Source organism: Paenibacillus polysaccharolyticus, assembly GCF_023714295.1.
Taxonomy (GTDB): domain Bacteria; phylum Bacillota; class Bacilli; order Paenibacillales; family Paenibacillaceae; genus Paenibacillus; species Paenibacillus polysaccharolyticus_A.
In genome coordinates, this window is the sequence record NZ_JAMAUN010000001.1 from 1,154,975 (window position 1) to 1,177,489 (window position 22,515).

At 46.7% G+C, this 22,515-nt stretch carries 18 protein-coding genes; 14 read left to right on the forward strand and 4 right to left on the reverse strand.

Annotated features, from left to right (window positions below):
- Window positions 1–602: 602 nt before the first annotated feature.
- The 11 genes from M3629_RS05610 to M3629_RS05660 all read left to right on the forward strand — a co-directional run bounded on the left by M3629_RS05610 (window position 603) and on the right by M3629_RS05660 (window position 15,334).
- Window positions 603–1,766 carry a glucose-1-phosphate adenylyltransferase gene (locus M3629_RS05610; RefSeq protein ID WP_285888422.1) on the forward strand — a complete coding sequence of 388 codons (1,164 nt, stop codon included), beginning with the start codon at window positions 603–605 and terminating at the stop codon, window positions 1,764–1,766.
- 34 nt (window positions 1,767–1,800) lie between these two features.
- On the forward strand, window positions 1,801–2,904 hold the full coding sequence (gene glgD, locus M3629_RS05615; protein WP_251503228.1) for a glucose-1-phosphate adenylyltransferase subunit GlgD: 1,104 nt from the start codon (window positions 1,801–1,803) through the stop codon (window positions 2,902–2,904).
- Between the two features lie 363 nt (window positions 2,905–3,267).
- On the forward strand, window positions 3,268–5,700 hold the full coding sequence (locus tag M3629_RS05620; RefSeq protein WP_251503229.1) for a glycogen/starch/alpha-glucan phosphorylase: 2,433 nt from the start codon (window positions 3,268–3,270) through the stop codon (window positions 5,698–5,700).
- A 277-nt stretch (window positions 5,701–5,977) separates the two neighbouring features.
- The gene (locus M3629_RS05625; RefSeq protein ID WP_251503230.1) at window positions 5,978–6,847 is read left to right on the forward strand and encodes an AraC family transcriptional regulator; all 870 of its coding nucleotides are present in this window, start codon (window positions 5,978–5,980) and stop codon (window positions 6,845–6,847) included.
- 182 nt (window positions 6,848–7,029) lie between these two features.
- The gene (locus M3629_RS05630; RefSeq protein WP_251503231.1) at window positions 7,030–8,733 is read left to right on the forward strand and encodes a glycoside hydrolase family 13 protein; all 1,704 of its coding nucleotides are present in this window, start codon (window positions 7,030–7,032) and stop codon (window positions 8,731–8,733) included.
- A gap of 193 nt (window positions 8,734–8,926) precedes the next feature.
- Window positions 8,927–9,619 (forward strand): metal-dependent hydrolase, encoded by a 693-nt coding sequence (locus M3629_RS05635; RefSeq protein WP_251503232.1) that lies wholly within the window; start codon window positions 8,927–8,929, stop codon window positions 9,617–9,619.
- A gap of 291 nt (window positions 9,620–9,910) precedes the next feature.
- Complete coding sequence (gene treC, locus M3629_RS05640) at window positions 9,911–11,626, forward strand: alpha,alpha-phosphotrehalase (RefSeq protein WP_251503233.1); 1,716 nt, start codon at window positions 9,911–9,913, stop codon at window positions 11,624–11,626.
- Window positions 11,627–11,663: 37 nt separating this feature from the next.
- Window positions 11,664–13,658 (forward strand): PTS system trehalose-specific EIIBC component, encoded by a 1,995-nt coding sequence (treP, locus tag M3629_RS05645; protein ID WP_251503234.1) that lies wholly within the window; start codon window positions 11,664–11,666, stop codon window positions 13,656–13,658.
- Between the two features lie 243 nt (window positions 13,659–13,901).
- Entirely contained in the window at window positions 13,902–14,756 is an 855-nt protein-coding gene (locus tag M3629_RS05650; protein WP_251503235.1) for a chemotaxis protein, read from the forward strand.
- A 37-nt stretch (window positions 14,757–14,793) separates the two neighbouring features.
- The gene (locus tag M3629_RS05655) at window positions 14,794–15,057 is read left to right on the forward strand and encodes a YkgJ family cysteine cluster protein (protein WP_154958793.1); all 264 of its coding nucleotides are present in this window, start codon (window positions 14,794–14,796) and stop codon (window positions 15,055–15,057) included.
- A gap of 73 nt (window positions 15,058–15,130) precedes the next feature.
- Window positions 15,131–15,334 (forward strand): hypothetical protein, encoded by a 204-nt coding sequence (locus tag M3629_RS05660; protein WP_251503236.1) that lies wholly within the window; start codon window positions 15,131–15,133, stop codon window positions 15,332–15,334.
- A gap of 81 nt (window positions 15,335–15,415) precedes the next feature.
- On the opposite strand, the gene M3629_RS05665 is transcribed toward M3629_RS05660, so the two are convergent.
- The gene (locus M3629_RS05665) at window positions 15,416–16,750 is read right to left on the reverse strand and encodes an MFS transporter (protein ID WP_251503237.1); all 1,335 of its coding nucleotides are present in this window, start codon (window positions 16,748–16,750) and stop codon (window positions 15,416–15,418) included.
- Between the two features lie 77 nt (window positions 16,751–16,827).
- Window positions 16,828–17,544 (reverse strand): O-methyltransferase, encoded by a 717-nt coding sequence (locus tag M3629_RS05670; protein WP_251503238.1) that lies wholly within the window; start codon window positions 17,542–17,544, stop codon window positions 16,828–16,830.
- A 173-nt stretch (window positions 17,545–17,717) separates the two neighbouring features.
- Here M3629_RS05670 and M3629_RS05675 point away from each other — a divergent pair, with 173 nt between their 5' ends.
- Entirely contained in the window at window positions 17,718–18,617 is a 900-nt protein-coding gene (locus M3629_RS05675; RefSeq protein ID WP_251503239.1) for a LysR family transcriptional regulator, read from the forward strand.
- A 57-nt stretch (window positions 18,618–18,674) separates the two neighbouring features.
- On the opposite strand, the gene M3629_RS05680 is transcribed toward M3629_RS05675, so the two are convergent.
- Window positions 18,675–19,400 (reverse strand): YoaK family protein, encoded by a 726-nt coding sequence (locus tag M3629_RS05680; protein ID WP_251503240.1) that lies wholly within the window; start codon window positions 19,398–19,400, stop codon window positions 18,675–18,677.
- A gap of 232 nt (window positions 19,401–19,632) precedes the next feature.
- Between M3629_RS05680 and M3629_RS05685 the strand changes: the two genes are divergently transcribed.
- Window positions 19,633–20,379 (forward strand): GTP pyrophosphokinase, encoded by a 747-nt coding sequence (locus tag M3629_RS05685; protein ID WP_154984253.1) that lies wholly within the window; start codon window positions 19,633–19,635, stop codon window positions 20,377–20,379.
- Between the two features lie 45 nt (window positions 20,380–20,424).
- Complete coding sequence (locus M3629_RS05690) at window positions 20,425–21,663, forward strand: multidrug effflux MFS transporter (protein WP_251503241.1); 1,239 nt, start codon at window positions 20,425–20,427, stop codon at window positions 21,661–21,663.
- 73 nt (window positions 21,664–21,736) lie between these two features.
- On the opposite strand, the gene M3629_RS28385 is transcribed toward M3629_RS05690, so the two are convergent.
- The gene (locus M3629_RS28385) at window positions 21,737–22,375 is read right to left on the reverse strand and encodes a hypothetical protein (RefSeq protein ID WP_435368178.1); all 639 of its coding nucleotides are present in this window, start codon (window positions 22,373–22,375) and stop codon (window positions 21,737–21,739) included.
- Window positions 22,376–22,515 lie beyond the last annotated feature (140 nt).

Genomic DNA, 22,515 nt, shown 5'->3' on the forward strand with positions numbered 1-22,515 from the left:
TTAATCAGATATGAATTGTGAGATTGCTTACATTTTTGATGTATATACATCATTCTGATTATCAAGGTGTATCATTTTACCAAATTATTACCAAGAGGATTTTAATTCGTATCTATCGAATAGATTAACATAACAGCTGCAGTTACAGGAGCGCGTAAGGTTCAAACCAGCGATGCCCTGATTTTTTTTCAAATTTGCTGTTACCGCAAGATTCCCCGATCGAATTCCTGTTTAATGGGTAATAAGCTCATTTTTCATTACCCATCGCTAGCACAGTCTACAATGCAAGCCAAGTCACTTTCTACACAATCAACATGCTCTGCAACACCAACACCATCTACATGCATTAAAACACACCATCATCGTCGCATTATTTGCATTTGAAAAGAAATTCGAACCAAACTGGATCATTAATTCGATCCGCATCAACATTCCAGTGATCATCTAACGAAAGACGTCCGGTTACATATGAATGATGTCTTTATTCCGTTACACATCTGTACAGCATGCTCCTAATCAAGACAGCCGTGTTTTCACAACAGAATATCGATTATGGGCTCTGAGATGAATCAGAATGAATGCACGTGGAGGAGGCTGTAATGATGGCAAAAAAAGAGGTTGTAGCGATGCTGCTCGCCGGAGGGCAGGGGAAACGATTAAAGGGATTGACGAAATCACTGGCAAAACCCGCTGTTTATTTTGGGGGAACCTACCGCATTATTGATTTTCCACTGAGCAATTGCTCGAATTCAGGTATTGATACCGTGGGTGTGTTGACCCAATATGAACCACTTGTCTTGCATTCCTACATCGGTATTGGCAGTGACTGGGATCTGGATCGTAAAAATGGCGGGGTTTATGTGCTTCCTCCCCATGAACGGGAAGACGGAAGTAACTGGTACCGCGGGACTGCTGACGCGATTTACCGTAACCTGAACTTTATTGAACAATTTGATCCCGAACATGTGCTGATTCTATCGGGTGATCATATTTATAAGATGGACTATGATAAGATGCTCCGGTATCACAAGGAAAAAAATGCCGATTGCACCATTTCCGTGATTGACGTACCGCTAGAAGAAGCGAGCCGCTTTGGCATTTTGAATACGAATGAAGACTACAGCATCTATGAGTTCGAAGAAAAACCTTCTCAGCCCCGAAGCACGCTTGCTTCCATGGGCATCTATCTCTTCAAATGGGATGTGTTGAAACGGTTCCTGATTCAGGACGAACAGCAGGCATCCACCTCCTATGATTTTGGTAAAGACATCATTCCGTTGTTGCTTGAAAATGATAAATCTTTAGTTGCTTACCCGTTCCAAGGATACTGGAAAGACGTTGGAACCATTCGCAGTCTGTGGGAATCCAATATGGATCTGCTGGACGAGGAAACACCGCTGAATCTGAATGATCCGAGCTGGCGTATTTTCACGCGTAACCCGAACCAGCCTGCTCAATATATATCGCCTGCCGCCAAGGTGCGCAACTGCATCATCAGTGAGGGAAGCATCGTGCACGGTGAGGTGAATCATTCCGTCCTGTTCTATGGAACCGAGGTGGGAGAGAACAGTGCAGTAATCGATTCCGTTGTTATGCCTCGGGTCAAAATTGGCCGTAATGTGTCCATTCACAACGCCATTATCGCTGAAGGCTTAGTCATTCCGGATGGAACCCAGATTGCCCCCGCGCCTGGAGACGAAAATGATATTTTACTGGTAGATCAGGAAGAATTGGAACGACAGTTGCGTCAAGGAATAGCGAATTGATTGACCAAAATGTTGGCAAAGGACGGTGCGCGGCATGAAATCACTAATTGGAGTTATTAACCTTGACCATGAACTGGAAGAATTGAAGGAATTGACGTACTTTCGCTGCGGAGCCGCGGTACCTTATGCCGGGCGTTATCGTCTGATTGATTTTGTCCTGTCTAACATGATGAATGCGGGTATTGAGAGCATTGGTGTCTTTGTTCGCCGCAAATACCGTTCGCTGATGGATCATCTGGGTGACGGTAAGCCTTGGGATTTGGACCGCAAACATGGGGGCATGTTTATTCTTCCTCCGGATTGGAACGATCCAACGGACACGTCGCAGGGAGATTTGCAACATTTTCACAACAATCTGGATTTCTTCAAAAGAGGCGCCGGGCAATACGTTGTGCATGCAGGCAGCCGGCATGTGACCAAGGCCGATCTTCAGGATGTATACCAGTATCATATCCGTAAGGGAGCTGACGTCACGCTGGTTTGCAAAAAAGTAGACCAAGTGCTGCCTGAGCATGAATCCTGCATCAAAGTCGATCATGATGAAGACGGCAATGTGGTGGACATTCACCAATGTGCTGACCATACGAATATATATACGGAGATTTTTATCATGGAAAAAGAACTGTTCCTTAAACAGGTGCAGCGCTGTATTGAACATGGCGAGACTCATTTCTTCCGTGACGCCATTCTGAAAAATCCGAGCGGATTGAAGATTGCAGCTTATGCCTACGAAGGGTATCATGCCGTAATTAACTCGATTGACAGCTATTACCGTAATAGCATGGATCTGCTGAATACAGGACAGTATGAACAGTTGTTCAAAGAAGATCCCGTACAAACCAAAATCAAATACGAAGCCCCTGCCAAATATCTGGAATCTGCGGATGTCAAACATTCCTTGCTTGCCAATGGCTGCATCGTTGGCGGTGAAGTGCAGGACAGCATCCTGTTCCGAGGTGTGCATGTGGCTAAGGGTGCGAAGATTAAGGGTTCGATCATTATGCAGAAATGTTATATTGGCGAGGGGACTGTGCTGGAGAATGTCATTCTGGATAAAGATGTGAAGCTGACCGGCGGGCAGACGTTAATCGGTGCCCCGTCGAACCCGTATATTTTAGCCAAAAGCACTATTATTTAAAGCCGAAATCTGTCCGATATCATCCATAGCTATATATAAAAAAATAAAATCCTGCGGGTAAGTTTTCAGGTTCGTGTCTGTTTGAACGTATGAAGTGCTACCGTCAAAGTTGCTATGTTGGTGCAGACGCAGTGGAGGGAACGAAATCAATTCTGGAGAAGCGAAGCGTTCGCCTTTGTCTCTCCATTTCAACCTTGTAAAAGGTGATCAGGAAATGGAAGAGACAACAGCGATCGAAAGAATGATTCGTGACTGAAACGGGTGCTCGGCTCCAACGTCCAGCTTTAAAAGGTGTAAACGCATGCCTTCGAACTAGTCACGAACCGTCCTCACCCGCAGGATTTCACCGGGAGGAACCTACTTTTGTTTGACAACAAAGAAACGTTCAAATCAATTTTTCAACGGAATCTCGTTAGCAAACTGGGCAAACCAATTGAAGAAGCTACGAAAGAAGACGTGTACCATGTTCTCGGCAGTATGATTCGGGAATATGTGGGTCAGGACTGGGCAGCCTCGAATCAGGGATTCAAGCAGCGTCAGGATAAACAAGTATATTACTTCTCGCTGGAGTTTCTGATTGGACGTCTGCTCGGCAACAATTTGCTGAACGTAAATGAGCTGGAACTGGTTCGTGACAGTTTGGCGGAACTTGGCTTTTCACTGGAGTGTATCGAAGAACAGGAAGCGGACGCAGGATTGGGTAACGGTGGACTGGGAAGGCTTGCTGCCTGTTTCCTGGACTCCTTGGCCTCCCTTGGCTATGCGGGACATGGATGCGGTATCCGATATAAGTACGGTTTGTTCGAGCAAAAAATTATCAATGGCAATCAGGTCGAGTTGCCTGATAACTGGCTGGATAAGGGTAACGAGTGGGAAGTACGGCGTCCAGACAAAAAGGTGGAAGTTCAGTTCTGGGGCCGGGTCGAAGCCTATGAGCAAGATGGACATTACCATTTCGTGACGAAGGATGCTGAATCGGTTGTTGCCGTACCGTATGATGTGCCCGTTATCGGTTATGGCCAGTCCCATGTCAACACATTACGGCTATGGAGTGCAGAGCCGAAACGGGAGACGTCACTGGATACGCCTTCGAACTATTACGGATATCTGGATTATAGCCGTTCCGTGGAGTCGATCTCTGAATTCCTATACCCGGATGATTCCCAATACGAGGGTAAATTGCTACGGTTGAAGCAGCAATACTTTATGTGTTCCGCAGGTGTGCAAAGTGCACTACGTACCTTTAGTAAGCTAGGACTGTCTTATGATCGCTTGCCAGACAAAGTGGCTTTCCATATCAATGATACCCATCCTACGCTGGTCATTCCTGAACTTATGCGAATTCTAATGGATGATAAGGGCTACGGCTGGGATGAAGCTTGGGATATTACTACACGCACTGTATCTTATACCAATCACACGACACTAAGCGAAGCGCTTGAAAAATGGCCTGTAGCCATGATCAGCAAGCTACTGCCACGCATTTATATGATTATTGAAGAGATTAATAAACGTTTCTGTGGGTTGCTGCTGGACCGTTATCCGGGTGATGACGAACGCATCGAGCATATGGCGATTATTGCGAATGATCAGGTCCGTATGGCACACCTTGCCATCGTAGGCAGTCATAGTGTCAATGGTGTGGCCGCACTGCATACCGAGATTTTGAAAGAGCGGGAGATGGCCCCGTTTTACGCCCTATATCCTGAACGCTTTAACAATAAAACAAATGGCATCACGCACCGTCGCTGGTTAATGCATGCCAACCCGAAGCTGTCCAATCTCATTACAGATACGATCGGCAATGAATGGGTTACGGAACCTGGCAAACTGGAGCAACTGGCTGATTACGCCGATCAATCCGCGTTCCAGGAGCAATTTCGTGCGATCAAACGAGATAACAAACATCGTCTGGCGTCTTACATCCTAGATCACACGGGTGTACCCGTTGATCCGGATTCCGTGTTTGACGTGCAGGTGAAAAGGTTGCATGGGTACAAAAGACAGCTCCTGAACATTTTGCATGTCATGCATTTGTATAACCAGTTGAAAAGCGATGCGTCGTTTGATATGGTGCCGCGTACGTTTATCTTTGGAGCGAAGGCAGCACCAAGTTATTATTTTGCCAAAAAAATCATCAAACTGATCAATACGGTCTCAGATACCGTGAATCGCGATGCAGCGGTAAATGACCGGTTGAAGGTCTTTTTCCTGGAGAACTATTCTGTGTCGCTCGCCGAGAAAATTATCCCTGCGGCAGATGTGAGTGAACAGATCTCAACAGCAGGGAAAGAAGCCTCGGGTACAGGCAATATGAAATTTATGATGAATGGCGCACTGACGATTGGTACGATGGATGGGGCCAATGTGGAGATGGCAGAGCAAGTCGGTGAAGAGAATATGTTCATCTATGGCTTGCGTGCCGACGAAGTATTGGAATATTATCGGAACGGCAATTACCGTCCGAACGAAATCGTGAATCAGGATGAACGTATTCGTGAAGTCGTGGAGCAATTGGTGCATCCGGGGGCATTCTGTGATCGGGATGGCGAGTTCTGGGATATTTATGACTCATTGTTAGCACATGGGGATGAATACTTTGTATTGCGCGATTTTGCAGCGTACGCTGATGCACATGTAGCAATTGATCAAGCGTATCGCGATGTTCCCGGCTGGACTCGCAAGGCTGTACTTAACACAGCACACTCAGGCATTTTCTCCAGCGACCGGACAATAAGTGAGTATGCCACCGATATCTGGGGCATTCATCCTGTGTCTGGGCACTGGAATGGTTAGGATAGAAAAGGTGCGAGTGTAAAAAAAGAACTCATAAATTAGTATTTAAACTAGCCGTACAAACGGAAGTTCATTCTCTCTTGTTTGATGACTGAGCCCTGCAACGACTTAAGTCTGCTGCAGGGCTGCGGACATGAACAAGAGATTTTTTTGTCTAAGTTCGCATTCAGGATCAAAAACTGCTCAGGCATTACAGTCATACTGAGTAAAGAAACAGAACAATAAAGTCTGTCACAGTAAAATACACATCATGTGATATGAATAGGAGACGGAACATATGGATCATTATGCACGTATTCAGCTTGCGATCGAGCATCTGGAGCTAAATTTGCAGGAGCCTTTTAACATGAAAGATGTGTCGGCCGCCGCCAGTTTTTCCGCATTTCATTTTCAACGTTTGTTTCAGGCGATTACAGGTTTTACTGTTCTGGAGTATTTGCGCAGGCGACGACTAACAGAGGCTGCTACTGCCTTGCGAAACACGGCGCAGGGTGTACTAGAAATTGCACTCAGCTATGGTTATCAATCACAGGAAGCCTTTACCCGGGCCTTCGATACACACTTTGGCATCACACCGGCCCGGTTTCGCAAGCTGGAGCAATTGACATCAACAAAGGAGCAAATGCAGCAACGTATTGATTTTAATGAATATCGTTTACAGCTTGGCACCGCGTTCCATATGAATCCGCCACGTATGGTGACACTGGAGCCGATCCGGATCATTGGATATGAATATAAGACCAACCTGAATTCAGAGCAACATTATACAGAGATTCCAGGATTCTACCATGAATTTGGGCGTGAGCAGAAGTTTATGAACATTCCAGAGCGAATTCGCCCCGATATGGCGTATGGTGTTGCGGCTCATTTTCAGAAGGATGGGGCATTTTCATTTATCGTTGGCGAAGAGAGCTCAGGAGGCGGTGATTCCTTAGAACCCGGATATACCTGTCTGGAGATTCCAGGCGGGCTGTATGCCGAGTTTACAACCGAAGGCTCAGAGCAGGATGTGCGCAAAATGATCTACGGAAGCTGGCTGCCAGCTTCCAAGTATGAGCGCCAGGAGGGGCCGGACTTTGAAGTGACCGATGTGTGGAAATCAACACCTGAGCGGTTAGACATGAAGATCTACATCCCGATAAAATAGACCTTACTGCTTATTTGGCGGGAAAACAAGGTCAAGAAAGACTCGAAGCTGATCGCGTGCTGCGATTGCGGTTTCGGGTCTTTTGTCTTTTTGTATAAAACCTGAGTTCAGGTGTTTATAAGGGTTTCTTTTCGGATAAAACATATTAACGGGTGAATTGCTTCACAAGAGAAGAAAGCGAGGTGGGTGTTATCGTTTGGTGGAAGGAAAGTGTGGTATATCAGATTTATCCAAGTAGCTTCAAGGACAGCGACGGAGACGGATATGGCGATTTGCAGGGGATTTATGAAAAGCTTGATTATTTGGAAAAACTCGGCGTGGATGTCATCTGGCTGTGTCCCATCTATGATTCCCCAGGTCATGATAACGGATATGATATCCGAGATTACTACGCGATTTTACGAAAATACGGGACGATGGAGGACTTTGACCGGCTACTTGCCGAAGCGCATAAGCGTGGGCTCAAGATCATGATGGATCTTGTGCTGAATCATACTTCGGATGAACATGCCTGGTTTGCGGAATCCCGTTCTTCCAAAACCAATGCAAGACGCGACTATTACATCTGGCGTTCCGGTAAAAACGGGCAGGTGCCGAACAACTGGGAGTCTTATTTCGGGGGTTCAGTATGGAAGCATGATCCGGAAACGAACGAATATTACATGCATCTATACTCTGAGCATCAACCCGATCTGAACTGGAATAATCCGGAGATGGCTGAAGAAATGTACGAAATGGTGAATTGGTGGCTGGAAAAAGGGGTGGATGGCTTCCGCTTTGACGCAGTTGCCCATATTGCCAAAGCCGATGGCTTGCCAAATGCACATAACCCGAACAACCTGCCTGTGGTGCAGGCATATGAGCTGTTTTCCAATCTGGAGCAGGTACATTCCATCCTCCGCAAGTTGAATCAGATGATACTGAAGCCATACGGCCCGATGACGGTGGGTGAAACCTCTGGGCTTGGGCCTGAGCAGGCTCTAGCTTATGTAGGTACGGATCGGGATGAATTGAATATGGTGTTTCAGTTTGAGCACATGTTTGTGGATGCTGAGTCCTCTGGTATAGGGAAATGGAATTACAAACCGTGGAAGCTGACAGAGCTTAAAGAAATCATGAGCCGCTGGCAGACGGTGCTGCACGGCCGGGGCTGGAACGCCAACTATATGGGCAATCATGATCAGCCGCGCCCGGTTTCGCGTTTTGGAGATGATGGTAAATACAGAGTTCGTTCTGCCCAGATGCTGGCAACCTGGATGTTAACGCTGGAAGGCACGCCGTATATCTATCAGGGAGAAGAGATTGGCATGACCAACGTAGCGTTCCCTGACATTGACCAATACCGGGACATCGAAACTAAAAATTATTACAATCACTATATAGGTCAAGGGAAATCCAAGCATGAGGTGATGGAGGCCATCTGGCTGAAGAGCCGGGATAATGCACGAACACCGATGCAATGGGATGAATCCGAGCATGCCGGTTTTACGGCAGGTAATCCTTGGATTGAAGTGAACAGCAATTATAAGGACATCAATGTGGCGGATGCGGAGACGGACCCACATTCCATTCTGCATTATTACCGAAAATTAATCACATTGCGCAAGCAAAATCATGTGTTAATCTATGGCGCGTATGAACTGCTTTTGCCAGATGACCCGGAGATTTATGCATATACACGTACATTGGATGATGAGCAGTGGTTAGTTGTAATGAATTTCAGTGCGAATGAGCCAGAGATGACATGGCCGGAAGGTTGGAATGCAGAAGACTGCAAATTAATGATTGGCAACGTGAGCAGACGTTATTCTACGGATGAAGGAGCTATCTTGCTCCAGCCGTATGAAGCAAGGGTGTATTGCAAAAAGCGTAAGAGCCGCGAATAAGCAACGCGCTAGCGGCGTAATGGAAGTGATTATTATGTATTGCTGGTTGACCAGCGTAACAAGGATGACAGTTTTGCGCTCGCAGAGCGTTCTGGATTATAATTAATAAAAATAAATACTCATTATAAGTTGAGTTTTTGGTTCACACAGCAACGGAGAGGACAACTTATATTAAAGTCAGGAGGAATATGAATTGTTGAATATTACGTATCACGGACACTCCAGTGTACAACTGGGCACAGAAAATAAATCACTCATGATTGATCCGTTTTTGCGTGGCAATGAGTTAGCGGTAACTAAACCAGAGGACATCAAGACGGATGTTGTCCTGTTGACACATGCTCACATGGATCACATTCTGGATGCGGAACCGATTGCCAAAGCCAACAATGCCAAAGTGGTGGCGATTGTGGAATTGGCTACATATATGTCGTGGAAGGGGCTGGATACCCTTGGCATGAATATGGGCGGTACGGTGGATCTGGAATTTGCCAAAGCGAAAATGATTCAGGCATTCCATACGTCCGGTATTGTGCTGGAAGAAGAACAGCGCATTATGTATGCAGGTTTGCCTGCGGGATTTATCATTGATATCGGTGGTAAAACGGTTCTACATGCTGGCGACACAAGCCTGTTCGGCGATATGAAGATGATTGGGGATCGGCATCAAATCGATGTTGCATTCCTGCCTATTGGCGGACATTATACGATGGGGCCTGAAGATGCACTACAGGCAGCGGAATGGTTTAACGCCAAACTGACGATTCCCGTTCATTATGATACCTTCCCTGCGATTCGTCAGGATGCGGAGCATTTTGTAGAGCAACTGGCTTCCAAAGGATTAGAAGGACGTGTAATGGCACCTGGGGATTCTATTTCCCTGTAAACGATGTTCACATATTCAAACAAAAAGACGAAGCGGAGTTGATCCGTATCGTCTTTTTTGCGTTCTCATTCTTGTCAATATTTTCTGAGTAAAGACTGCTATCAGTGGATTTACGAAACGTGAGTTCGAAAATAGTTGTTACAGAGTAACTATTTATGGGGAAGTTGTAGAAGAGGTACATCAACCAAATTCCCGTTTCAACTTGTATATACATGTTTACTTATGTAATATAGATGAAGAAGCTAACAGGTGGGTTAGATGAGGGCAATACAACATATTGGAGGCGTTAACATGAGTTCAAATCATAAGGAGCCGTCCACGTGGTGGAAGAAATCAACGGTATATCAGGTATATCCGAAGAGTTTCAATGATACAACTGGATCGGGAACGGGCGACATTCGGGGGTTAACCGAGAAGCTGGATTATTTGCGGCACTTGGGGATCGACATTGTTTGGTTGCAACCCGTATACGTATCCCCGCAGCGGGATAACGGGTATGACGTAGCAGACTATTACCGCATTAACCCCGACTTCGGAACGATGGAAGATTTCGATGAATTGCTTGCCGAGTTGAAAGCGCGTGACATGAAGCTGATGATTGACATCGTGGTGAATCACTCCTCGACCGATCATGAATGGTTCAAACAGTCTCGTTCATCGAAGGACAATCCTTATCGGGATTATTACATTTGGAGAGACCCCGCGCCGGACGGTGGTGTACCCAACAACTGGCAATCCAAATTTGGCGGGCCAGCCTGGCAGTATGATGAGCAGACCGGACAATATTATCTAACGTTGTTTGATCGAACGCAGGCAGACTTGAACTGGGAAAATGAAGAAGTGCGTAAGGCTGTACGCGATATGATCAAGTTCTGGGCGGAAAAAGGAGTCGATGGATTCCGGATGGACGTCATTAACCTCATCTCCAAAGACCAGCGTTTCCCCGACGACGATGGCAGCGTGTCGCCAGGCGATGGACGCAAGTATTATACGGATGGGCCGCGTGTGCACGAATATATTACAGAAATGTACGATGAGGTATTTGGACCCTATAACATGGTGACGGTAGGGGAGATGTCCTCGACTACGCTTGAGCACTGTATTCGTTATTCCAATCCGGCTTCCAGAGAATTCTCGATGACCTTTAACTTCCATCACTTGAAAGTGGATTATCCGGATGGGCAGAAATGGGAGCTCATGCCATACGACTTTGAATCCTTGAAGCAACTATTCAGTGAGTGGCAGGCCGGAATGCAGGCTGGTGGCGGATGGAATGCGTTGTTCCTGAACAACCATGATCAACCGCGTGCGTTATCTCGTTTCGCGGACGATGGAGAATACCGTGCAGAGAGTGCCAAAATGCTGGCGACGACTTTACATGGATTACAAGGAACGCCTTATGTCTATCAGGGCGAAGAGATTGGTATGCCTAACCCTGTTTGGAATGACATCAGCGAGTTCCGCGACATTGAGTCCACAAATATGTATCGTCTGTTGCAGGAAGAGCGGGGCAAAACGGCCGAAGAGGCTTTCCGGATTGTGAAGGAGCGGTCCCGGGATAATTCCCGGACACCGATGCAGTGGGACGGTTCGGCTAATGCTGGATTCACAACCGGAACACCTTGGCTCAAGGTGGATGAGAGATATCCGTCCATTCATGTGGAAGAGCAGATGGCTGACCCGAATTCCATCTATCATCATTACCGGAAGCTGATCGCTCTGCGTAAAGAGGTGAATGTACTGACTGACGGTTTGTATGAACGGTTGGATGATGCCCACCCTGAAGTATTTGCATATGCACGCACCAACGGCAATGAGACATTAATCGTAGTGTCCAACTTCCGCAAACAGGATACAGCATTTCAAGTTCCTGAAGCGGTCTGGAACAATCATATTGCAGGTAAATCACCTGAACTACTTGTCAGTAATACCGATGCAAAACCTGAGCTGAAGCAGCAAATCACGCTCAGTCCGTATGCTTCTTATATGTGGTTAATCCAGCAGTAACAGAATGAAGTCCATTTTATAAATAGGAAGTGACACTATGGCAATCGATAAAAAACAGGTCGAAGAGATCGTCCGGGCGGTCGGCGGCAAAGACAATATTGAAGCGGCGACACACTGTGTGACACGGCTACGGTTTGCTCTATATGATGAGGACAAAGTGGATACAGAGCTTCTTGATCAGAATGATCTGGTCAAAGGGCAGTTCTCCTCCCAAGGTCAATTCCAGGTCGTCATCGGTCCAGGTCTGGTGGATAAAGTTTATGAAGAGATGATTCAGATTACCGGAGGCGAACGGTCTTCCAAAGATGATGTGAAGGCAGCCGCGGGTAAAAAGCAAAATCCGTTGCAACGTGCCATCAAAACGCTCTCGGACATTTTCATTCCGATCTTGCCAGCAATTATTACAGCAGGTCTACTACTCGGGATTAACAACATTTTGACAGGTCCTGGTATTTTCTTTGATGGAAAATCATTAGTGGATGTGTACCCGGCATGGAAAGACCTTGCCTCCATCATTAACACCATAGCAAGCACTGCGTTTACATTCCTGCCCGCTTTGATCGGTTGGTCAGCGGTAACCCGATTCGGCGGCAGTCCGTTGCTCGGGATTGTGCTGGGTCTGATTCTGGTACATCCCGATCTGCTGAGTGCATATGGTTACGCTGATGCGGTAAACAAAGGCACGGTTCCGACCTGGAATCTGTTTGGCTGGGAGATTGAGAAGATCGGTTATCAGGGTCAGGTATTGCCCGTATTGGTATCGGCTTATCTGCTTGCCAAGATGGAAATTTTCCTGAATAAAAGAGTGCATGATTCCATCAAATTGCTGGTCGTGGCCCCTGTGACATTGCTGGTTACCGGATTTCTGGCATTTACGATTATCGGACCGGTTACATTTGCAATTGCAAACGCCATCACATCCGGTTTGATTTACGTCTATGATTCGTATGCTGCGCTGGGTGGTCTGATCTATGGTGGTTTGTATGCTTTACTCGTTATTACCGGTATGCACCATACGTTCCTTGCCGTAGACGTACAGCTAATTGGTAGCCAAGGTGGCACCTTCTTGTGGCCGATGCTGGCTTTGTCCAATATTGCGCAGGGTTCGGCGGCACTTGCGATGATGCTCGTGTTACGTGAGAAGAAAATGAGAGGGCTTGCGGCGACCTCATCCGTATCTGCTTTCCTCGGAGTGACCGAGCCAGCCATCTTTGGTGTGAATATTCGTTATCGTTATCCTTTTATCTTCGGTATGGTCGGTTCCGCCATTGGTGGTGTACTGCTTACGATGAATAATGTTCAGGCCACGTCCATCGGTGTAGGCGGTGTGCCTGGATTCCTATCCATTTTCCCGGATAAATGGGGTGTGTTCTTTATCGGTATGGCCATCGTTCTGGTGGTGCCGTTCCTGTTGACCGTTGTGTTTGGACGGGCGAAATTGAGAAAAGAAGATCGACTCATGGCTAACGGAGAGTCCACTTCTGGTATCACATCTGCCGAGACAGCAGCAGGAACAGAGATGGCTGAGCGCAATCGTAGTACAGCGAAGGCTGGAAATGCATCATCAAAAACACTCGAAGTCATGGCGCCATTGACGGGTAAAGCGGTACCGCTGGAGCAAGTTCCTGACCCGGCGTTTGCCGAGAAACAAATGGGTGAAGGTATCGCAATCGAACCTTCGGGGAATCAAGTGGTTGCTCCATTTGACGCAAAAGTGGCACATGTCATTAAGAGCAAACATGCAGTTATATTGGAACATGCGAGCGGACTTCAAGTGTTGATTCATGTCGGCATTAATACGGTATCCCTTAAAGGGGAAGGTTTCTCTATGTATGTAGACACGGGTGATCGCGTGAGAGCCGGAGAGAAGCTACTTGAATTTGACCGTAACGTTATCGAAAATGCCGGTTATCCACTCATTACGCCTATTATTATCCCGGATGGTCAGGATATGGTTGAACGGGTTGAAACGGTGACAGGAGATGTCACTTCAAGTCAGAGCGGCGTTCTCAGGATTCATCTGAAAGGATAAATTCATATCTGGTAGTAGTCAAAAGGAGCTGTGAAACCTGCAGCTTCTTTTGGCGTTTACAGGTGTGATTTTCTATAGTCATCATGATAAAATAGTTATGCCATCAAGTAATTACAATTTTTGATAATAAGTCGAAGTGCACTCGTTTGGCGCTTCAGTTGAATGTCAGTCATACGGAGAAAAAGCAGTTCATACAGTGGGTGTACAAGGCGTGTTCCTAGTCAAATGATAAGGAGGAAAGCCATGACTCGGGTAGCGGTGATGGTCATTCATGGACTGGGTATGCAAAAAGAGGATTATGCTGACAAGCTGATCGCTTGCTTGAGCAAAGAAATGGAACGTGTCATGGTGCTGCCAGGCGCCGCGAAACAGATGCTGGATATTGAACCTGTCTTCTGGGCGGACGTGTTCGAGGAGCGGGAAGAGGCTTTGTTTCAACAGTTGGTTCGTTCACCGGGACTGCACTATCAGGCATTGCGCCGTTTTGTCATTCATTATCTCGCCGATGCGGTGGCTTATCAACCTGTAGAGAACCAAGGACATCATTATGATGCCGTGCACCGGACGCTGAATCAGGCCATGCACGTTCTCGCACAGCGCAATGGGCCGGAAGCGCCGCTTTGTGTCGTCGCTCATAGTCTCGGAGCTGTCATTGCAAGCAACTTTTTCTATGATCTGCAGTATCCGTCATCCAACCGAATACCGGAAATAGTGGATGTGAATTCGGCTTTGGAGCGGGGAGATACGCTGACCAATTTTTACTCTTTTGGCACAACATTGCCGCTATGGAGTCTGCGCTACGAACATTTCAGCCGTCCCATTCGGGTGCCTGCGCCGCAGGCCACGCATTACTTTCCACATCTGGAAGGGGAGTGGGTTAATTTTTATGAAAGCAACGATATATTAGGTTATCCATTACGTCCCATTGACCCGGCATATGCGGTCGCTGTGAAGGAGGATATTGAGGTGCGTGTCGGTGGACCAGCTACAAGCTGGAATCCACTGAGCCACGGAGGATATTTTACCAGTGAGCACATGAACCGCAGAATCGCCCAAGGGTTAGCGCGAACATGGACATGGGTAAATCGCTCAAGGTAACAGAATGCTATATGAGGCAAATGAAGGAGGAAACATCATGGAATGCAGGACGGGATGTGCAGCATGTTGTATTGCCATATCCATATCATCACCGATTCCCGGCATGCCTGAAGGCAAACCTGCTGGAGTGCGATGTATCCAACTGACGGACGATAATCGCTGCGGTATATTCGGTCAGGCCAGCCGCCCGGCAGTATGTAGTGGATTGCAAGCTGAGGAAGCGATGTGCGGCAGCAACAATCAGGAAGCCTTTCATATTTTGACACAGTTGGAACGGCAGACAGCACCAGGCCTAAGATGAAAGACTTGTTTGATCATAGAAGGTTAATTATACTTAATATGGAATAATATTGATTGTGGAAGGGGGATTAATAATGGATTGGATCAAACGTCTAGTGAAAGTGGTTGGCCATATGATGAGCGATCTGTGGATGGGGTCATATCGCCGCAACTCCGATCATTATGATGAGCAAGCTCCAAGTCCAAAAAATAAACCGAGATATTACACTTTTGTTGTTCTAGCAGCGGTAGTCACGTTGGGCATAGTCGTTCTTATGTATAATCCAAAATATTGGTAGTTAATCAAGAGGAAATAATCAAAAAAAGAGTATCCTGTGAATGCTACAGCATGAGGATACTCTTTTTATAGTTGTTTATGGTTACGATCTGTCTCCAAGAACAGTAACAGAGGGCTTAGGCTCTCTAAACATGAAGTAGTACATCAGGGAAGAGATGACGTAGAGACAGCCTGTAATGCTGAACGTAATCGCGTATCCCCAATAGGTTCCATAGGTAGTAACCAGATATGACTGCACGGGCCCCATCGTGGCCCAACCAATCATAAACGAAGTTTGCATCATGGAGTTGGCGATCCCGCGGCGTTTATCCGAGATCCGGTCCACCAATATGGCGGAATGAATTGGATTAGCCGCATTCATCAGCGCTTGCCTGAACAAAAAGCTGACGGATGCAATGAAAAGCAGGTTGGTGAAACCTGTGAATAACAGGAAGGGTAGCGATAATACTTGGAAAATAACTACAGCTCGTACGCTGCCAACTTTGGCAGCTAACGTTGGGCCAATCAGCATGGATACAATGGTCATGATCTGACCGAGTGCAATCAGGATGCTCATGCCGCTTAACGATACGGCGAAGCGATTCGTAAAATACAAATTCAGATAAGGCACAACGAGTCCTGATCCTAATCCGATTAGCAACTGTGTCACAATGAACTGACCAATCAGTTTGGTATCTCTTTTTTTAATACGTGTGTCATCATCAACGGGTAATGGTATTATCACAGCACGAGTAAGCTCCGCTTCAGCCCCCTGAACAGATTGTTGGCTAGGCTGAAGTTGTTTCGTATTTAGATCTGTACTAGATTTCTGATTCTCGGTTACAAAAAGTAGCGGAATAAATGCGGCTAGGGTCGCAGCCCCGCCCATAAATAATACCGTCTGCAATCCGGTGACTTTGGCCATGCCGGCAGAATGAAGCACGTCTGCAAGCACGCCTCCGCCCAGGCTGCCAAGAACCTGAGATGCGAGCACCAAAGAGGAATAATAGCTGAACATTTTGAGGCGCTGGCTTTTTTTGACGTTCTCTGCGAGATAAGGAATAGCGAGTACCTGAAAAACACCAGCAAACAGGCCAGAAAATACAGCAAACCAAATCAACCCGCTCGCGGCATAATCGAAGGATCGTCCGATCAGAAAAGCACCGCTGAATAGCGCCCCGATAATCAACAGTTTTTTGCGGCTGAACTTGTCACCGCCAAATCCAATAGGAATGAACATGATTGCTGTAGCAAGAGATTGGATACTGACAATTTGACCATTCATGGTGTCATCGTAACCTAAGCCTTGAATGTACAGATTATAAAGAACCGAGAACATGCCGTTTCCGATCTGATACAGCAGACTTGCCAGAAAGAACAGTTGAATATTGCGAGACCACCCGCCAATTTCAACCTGAATCTGTCGTAAAGCTCTCAAGTGACTCCCTCCAGTCTGCCTGTGCAGTGATACCAGTGTAACAGGAAAGGCAGATTTTCGGAAGAATTGACCACTGTTTATTTTGTTGCAGGATCATCTGTGACGCGAGCAATCACAAATCCATCGTATCCTTTACTACCTACGGTTTGCAGTGCAGTGGCTTCAAGATGGGGGTGATCCCCGATGCATTCGAGAAAGGTTCGAACCCCTTGAACTCTTGGGTCTTCACTGTCAGAGTGAATGACTTCCCCATCCCTTATAATATTATCTCCGATGATCAAGCTTCCTGGTCGTGTCAGACGCAAAGCCCATCTCAGGTAATCCGGATTACTCGGTTTGTCAGCATCGATGAAAATCAGATCAAAGGGTTCAGGGTACTCTTCCTTAATATCAGGAAGGGAGGTTAGTGCCGGCCCTACTCGAAGATCTACTTTGTGCATTAGTCCGGCGCGGGTCAGATTGGCTTGTGCGATTGCCGCATGTTTAGGTTCTGACTCCAGCGAGACAATTCGTCCATGATCTGGCAAGGCTCTGGCCATCCAGATGGTGCTGTAAGCACCTAGAGTTCCGATCTCCAGTACGCGCGAGGCCCCCTGTATTTTCAGCAATAGTTGAAGAAACTTTCCTTGGTTCGGTGTGACATCATGTGACGGTAATCCTGCTTCTGCATTGGCTTCAAGTGCAGCTTGCAAGTCTTCGTCGTTTGGAAGAAGAAGGCTGTTTATATAATGATCGACCTCATTCCAACGGGCGGGTTGGTTAACCTGGCTACTATTCGAATCATGCTTACTCATTACACATCTTCCTTTCTGTTTAGCTGAATTCGTATTTCTTATAATTCAACTATAGAGGGGATTGACATATAAATAAAATATATATTTTGTATGTTAATATATAATTAAGTTATGTTTTATGATGAATAAAATGTTGGATCAGTACGTCAGTAACAAGGGAGAGGAGAAGATGTATGAACTTGCATGGATTACGATTGTTTCACGCGATTGTGAGGTACGGCGGAGTTACCCGGGCAGCCGAAGAATTGAATATCAGTCAACCTGCGGTATCTTCTCAGGTAAAACGGTTTGAGCGTGAACTAGGCATAGGGCTGTTTGGTTCCGAAGGACGAAAACTTGTACTTACCGATGCAGGGAAACATTTAATGGAATATGCCGAGCGTTTATTCATGCTGGAACAGGAGGTGGAGCAATTTGTAGAGGACATGAGGGAGGGGAGAAAAGGACTAATTCGTCTCACGGCGACTTACTTGCCGGCCAATTTTTTGCTGCCGAGTTGGATTGCGACGTTCAAGCAGACACATGAGGATGTTGAGCTTGTCGTAAGCACAAGCAATACACAGATGGCTTTTGACCAGTTGCTTCGTTATGAAGCCGAGATTGCGATATACGGAGGAAGTGGAGTCAGTCATCCGGGTGTGCATTGGGATAAGTTATTCGAAGATGAAATGTGGTTTGTGGTGCATCCAGATCATCCGTATGCAGGTCAAAACATTACATTGCACGAGATGATGGCTGAGCCATTCATCATGCGTGAGAAAGGCAGTGCAACACGAGAACGACTGGCTGCCTTGTGTACGACCAATAACCTGCCCTCCCCACGGATCACACTTCAGTTCAACGGATTGAACGAAACGATTAGCGCAGTAAAGGCAGGATATGGTGCTAATTTCATCTCATCCCTTGTTGTAAGAGAGGACGTTAATCAAGGCAAACTTGCCCGTGTATATGTACAAAACGTACAGTTACAAAACACGATTGCCATCTGTACACGGTCAGGAGAACAGTTGTCGCCAGCGGCAAGACAATTGGTTCAATGGATCAGGCAAGAAGCACTTGCCATGCACTCTTAAATAAATTGTTCGGTATTGTGCACGTGTTTTCGTAGCACATCATCGCGAGATGTCCTCTCACTCGGGATTACGATGTATATCCAACTCTTTGCCCCAAGACGAGAGTCTTGCTTGAAATGTAACACCGGCAATGATCAGTACGGGAACCCAGACCGCTACTAGGGGCACATGATGGAAAAGAAATGCTGCGATGATGACCCCGCCGAGATAGATCACAACTGCGCCTGCTCGCAGATAGGCATCAGTGGATAGCGCTTTGACCAAGGAGCGGATATTGGCATGTTTTAACCGATGAAGAATGCCTACAGCATCTTCAATCACGGCTGCCAGATTATTGGTGAGCACCGTTGTAGAGATTCCCGCTATACCAATTCTCCTAGCAGCCGTTGTTTGCATCCCCATGGCAACCGCAAGCAGTACAATTAACAGATAGGATAATTGCTCGGATAAGGGGCTGATCATAAGAATTGCAAACAGCAGAAGTAGCATGCTCTCAACGGAGAATACGGCAGTAACCCGAGGGGACCAGCCATTTTTGGTTTTGACCTTTCCAAGCATGTGTGCCGCGATTGCATTCCCCGCAATAAAACCGATGAGGGCAAGCAAAGCTCGCAGTACAACCAATTCTTGAGCACGGGCAATCGCGATGCCGAGCAGCACGATGTTTCCTGTCATATTAGCTGTGAGAACATGCCCAAGTCCTAGATATCCGATGACATCGACCATGCCGGCTGACATGCAGAGCAGCAGCATGGCGTATTTCTGGAGGTGATTGTGATTCATATTTTCCCGTCCTTTCAAGCAAACATAACTTCTCCAGTATACAGCTATTTTACTGCCTTCATCAAAACGAAATCTCAAACAAAGCAGCACACGCACATTTCTAAAATTCGTTTATTCATGTCAGATGTTTTATAATGATATAGAAGACATGTCATAAGACCAGCATGCATACGAACGTATACAAGTTGGTTATCAAATCATAGAGGTGTCAAAAGAAAGGAAGAAACTGATGATGAATGCTCCGCATCCGATTGACCAGTTCAAGAAATTTAAATACGAAATTACACGATTTATGATGATCTATAAATTTGCGCTGGATCAGATGGAAACCAAAATTGAAGTGCTGAAAGAAGAGTTCCAGTCCCTTCATGACTACAGTCCGATTGAGCATACCAAGTCGAGATTGAAGTCTCCCGAGAGCATTATGAATAAAATGTTCCGTAAAAATCATGAGCTGACGTTTGAAAGCATCAAGCAAAATATTAAGGATATTGCGGGTGTACGTATCACATGTTCGTTCATTTCTGATATTTATCGGATTAAGGATATGCTGTGCAACCAAAGTGACTTGCGTGTCCTCGAAGTGAAAGATTACATCCAAAATCCGAAACCGAACGGGTATCAAAGTTTGCATCTGCTTGTTGAAGTTCCGGTATACATGTCCAATGGCGAGGAACGTGCCTGTGTGGAAATTCAGATTCGTACAATCGCGATGGATTTCTGGGCGAGTTTGGAACATAAAATCTTTTATAAATACAACAAAGATGTTCCGGAACATTTAACAAGAGAATTGAAAAGTGCGGCGGATTCTGCCAATGCATTGGATCACCAAATGGAACGTTTGCACCGTGAGATCCAGGAGATCAAAGATGCCGAGAACGAGCGGGATGAGGAGGAGCTGCGCCGTATTATTATTAATAATCAACAGTTCACCTTGCCTAACAACTTGCTAAGATTGCTTGGAGGCGGAGAGGACTAAACATGAATATGGCAACACGATTGGAACGAAAGGGACATCTTTGGGATGAAAAATAAAGCAGCAGCTTCATTACACACCACGGCTACGCCAAGAGTGAGAATGGCGCTAATTCTCGGGACGCTCTCCGCATTCGGACCGCTGTCTCTGGATATGTATCTGCCAGCCCTGCCAACGCTGGCGGATGAATTTGGCTCGTCCACTTCGTACGCCCAGCTTAGCCTGACAGCATGTATGATCGGGCTTGCGCTGGGCCAGCTGCTCGCGGGGCCATTAAGCGATGTGAGAGGTCGTCGCATACCGCTGATTGCCGGACTTGTGCTGTATACCATTGCTTCTATTTTATGCCTGGTTAGCCCAACGATGGGGTCATTCGTTGTGTTACGTTTTATTCAAGGTCTGGCCGGAGCGGCGGGGATTGTCATCGCACGTGCAGTGGTTAGGGACGTATACGAGGGTCCAGAACTGACTCGGTTCTTTTCTTTGTTAATGCTTATTAACGGAGTGGCACCTATCGCGGCACCGATTATAGGTGGACAAATTCTGACCTATACTTCATGGCGAGGCGTATTCATTTTGCTAAGTCTTATTGGTGTGCTTGCGCTTCTCGCGGTCATCTTTGGTTTGGGCGAGACACTTCCGGCGCAAAAAAGATCGAGCGGGGGGCTTAAACAGACGCTGCTGACGTTTGGCAGCATAGCGAGGAATAGCCGTTTTATGGGTTATGCTCTAACACAAGGTTTTGCAGCGGCAGGCATGTTTGCTTACATATCGGGATCACCATTTGTGCTTCAGAAAATATACGGGGTGTCCCCTCAAATGTTCAGTATATGTTTTGCCATCAATGGACTGGGCATTATTCTTGCCAGCCAGATTGCAGGTCGGCTTGCCGGTAAGGTATCGGAGACACGGCTGTTAATCGCCGGATTACTTATAGCGGCTGTTGGAGGCACTTCCTTACTTATCGCGATCCTTGCTGGAGGCGGGCTGATTTCAGTTCTAATCCCCTTATTCCTGGTTGTGTCCAGCGTGGGGTTGATTAATACAGCATCGTTCGCGCTGGCTATGGCTGATCAGGCGAAATCTGCTGGAAGTGCATCAGCGTTGATTGGTGTTATGACCTTTCTGTTTGGCGGAATCGTTGCTCCACTCGTGGGTCTTGGAGGAGAACATACGGCTGTACCTATGGGAATTGTGATCGCATGTGCTGATCTGGGAGCATTGTTCTTGTATATTGTTATGATTGGTAGAAGTAAACCGAAACACAACGTTTCTAAAACTGCATAGTGCTTTGGTTAACCAGGAACGGCCCGCAGGGAAGCATAGTCTTCCAATGCGGGCCGTTTTAGTCTGCCTGCCACTAACAAAGGGCGAACAGAATTTGGGTGTTGAGCAGAATTCCTGGTGTCTGATATGGATAGAAATAGCCGACAACAAAGCCAAACAGATTAATAGCAGGCCACATTAAATACACATCATTATACGTAAACACGAGCGACCAACGGTTATAACAGAAGTTAGGGAGTACACGCTGCTCCTGATCCCGTGGGGCGGCCGCACCTGTTTGGGCAAATTGAACGGCTTGTGTCAAGCTTTGCGGTTGCTGCTGGAGGAAGAGTGGCAGTAGTCCAGGACTGCTTTTGATAAGGTTATACAAAAATAACATCTCGGCAGGCGGCTGACCGACCGGGCGAGGATAGGCGCTTAGCAGGGAAGGGAGATTTCCCTGAGCTAGCTGTGCGGGTACACCTGGAGCTGGGCCCGGACCAGGACCCGGCATGCCACCAGGGAAATAGGGACCCGGAGGGGTTCCTGCACCAGGAATGAAAGGAGGATAGGAGCCCGGGCTTCCGGGAATGCCTGGCGGAGTTTGCCCTCCAGGGAGACTACCTCCACCCGGGAAGAGTGGAGGGAATTGAATGGAACGATCTTCGCCGTAACTTGTATAACGACCTTCATAATAACCTGCATAAGGAGAATAAACATGGTTCATATTCAAGAACATCCTTCCTGTCATCTTATTCTGAAAACAGTCTATGACGGTATTCGCCTAGATGTGATTGTTTAACAAGTGTGTATTTCTAAACGTGAGCAATAAGGTGGGACACTCATGATTGCCATTAGGTCTATACAAGTATT

Bases quoted from the DNA above. Each gene is read 5' to 3' on its own strand.
- M3629_RS05610 (WP_285888422.1), top strand. From the start codon at position 603: ATGGCAAAAAAAGAGGTTGTAGCGATGCTGCTCGCCGGAGGGCAGGGG.
- glgD (WP_251503228.1), top strand. From the start codon at position 1,801: ATGAAATCACTAATTGGAGTTATTAACCTTGACCATGAACTGGAAGAA.
- M3629_RS05625 (WP_251503230.1), top strand. From the start codon at position 5,978: ATGGATCATTATGCACGTATTCAGCTTGCGATCGAGCATCTGGAGCTA.
- treC (WP_251503233.1), top strand. From the start codon at position 9,911: ATGAGTTCAAATCATAAGGAGCCGTCCACGTGGTGGAAGAAATCAACG.
- treP (WP_251503234.1), top strand. From the start codon at position 11,664: ATGGCAATCGATAAAAAACAGGTCGAAGAGATCGTCCGGGCGGTCGGC.
- M3629_RS05650 (WP_251503235.1), top strand. From the start codon at position 13,902: ATGACTCGGGTAGCGGTGATGGTCATTCATGGACTGGGTATGCAAAAA.
- M3629_RS05655 (WP_154958793.1), top strand. From the start codon at position 14,794: ATGGAATGCAGGACGGGATGTGCAGCATGTTGTATTGCCATATCCATA.
- M3629_RS05660 (WP_251503236.1), top strand. From the start codon at position 15,131: ATGGATTGGATCAAACGTCTAGTGAAAGTGGTTGGCCATATGATGAGC.
- M3629_RS05670 (WP_251503238.1), bottom strand. From the start codon at position 17,544: ATGAGTAAGCATGATTCGAATAGTAGCCAGGTTAACCAACCCGCCCGT.
- M3629_RS05675 (WP_251503239.1), top strand. From the start codon at position 17,718: ATGAACTTGCATGGATTACGATTGTTTCACGCGATTGTGAGGTACGGC.
- M3629_RS05680 (WP_251503240.1), bottom strand. From the start codon at position 19,400: ATGAATCACAATCACCTCCAGAAATACGCCATGCTGCTGCTCTGCATG.
- M3629_RS05685 (WP_154984253.1), top strand. From the start codon at position 19,633: ATGAATGCTCCGCATCCGATTGACCAGTTCAAGAAATTTAAATACGAA.
- M3629_RS05690 (WP_251503241.1), top strand. From the start codon at position 20,425: ATGAAAAATAAAGCAGCAGCTTCATTACACACCACGGCTACGCCAAGA.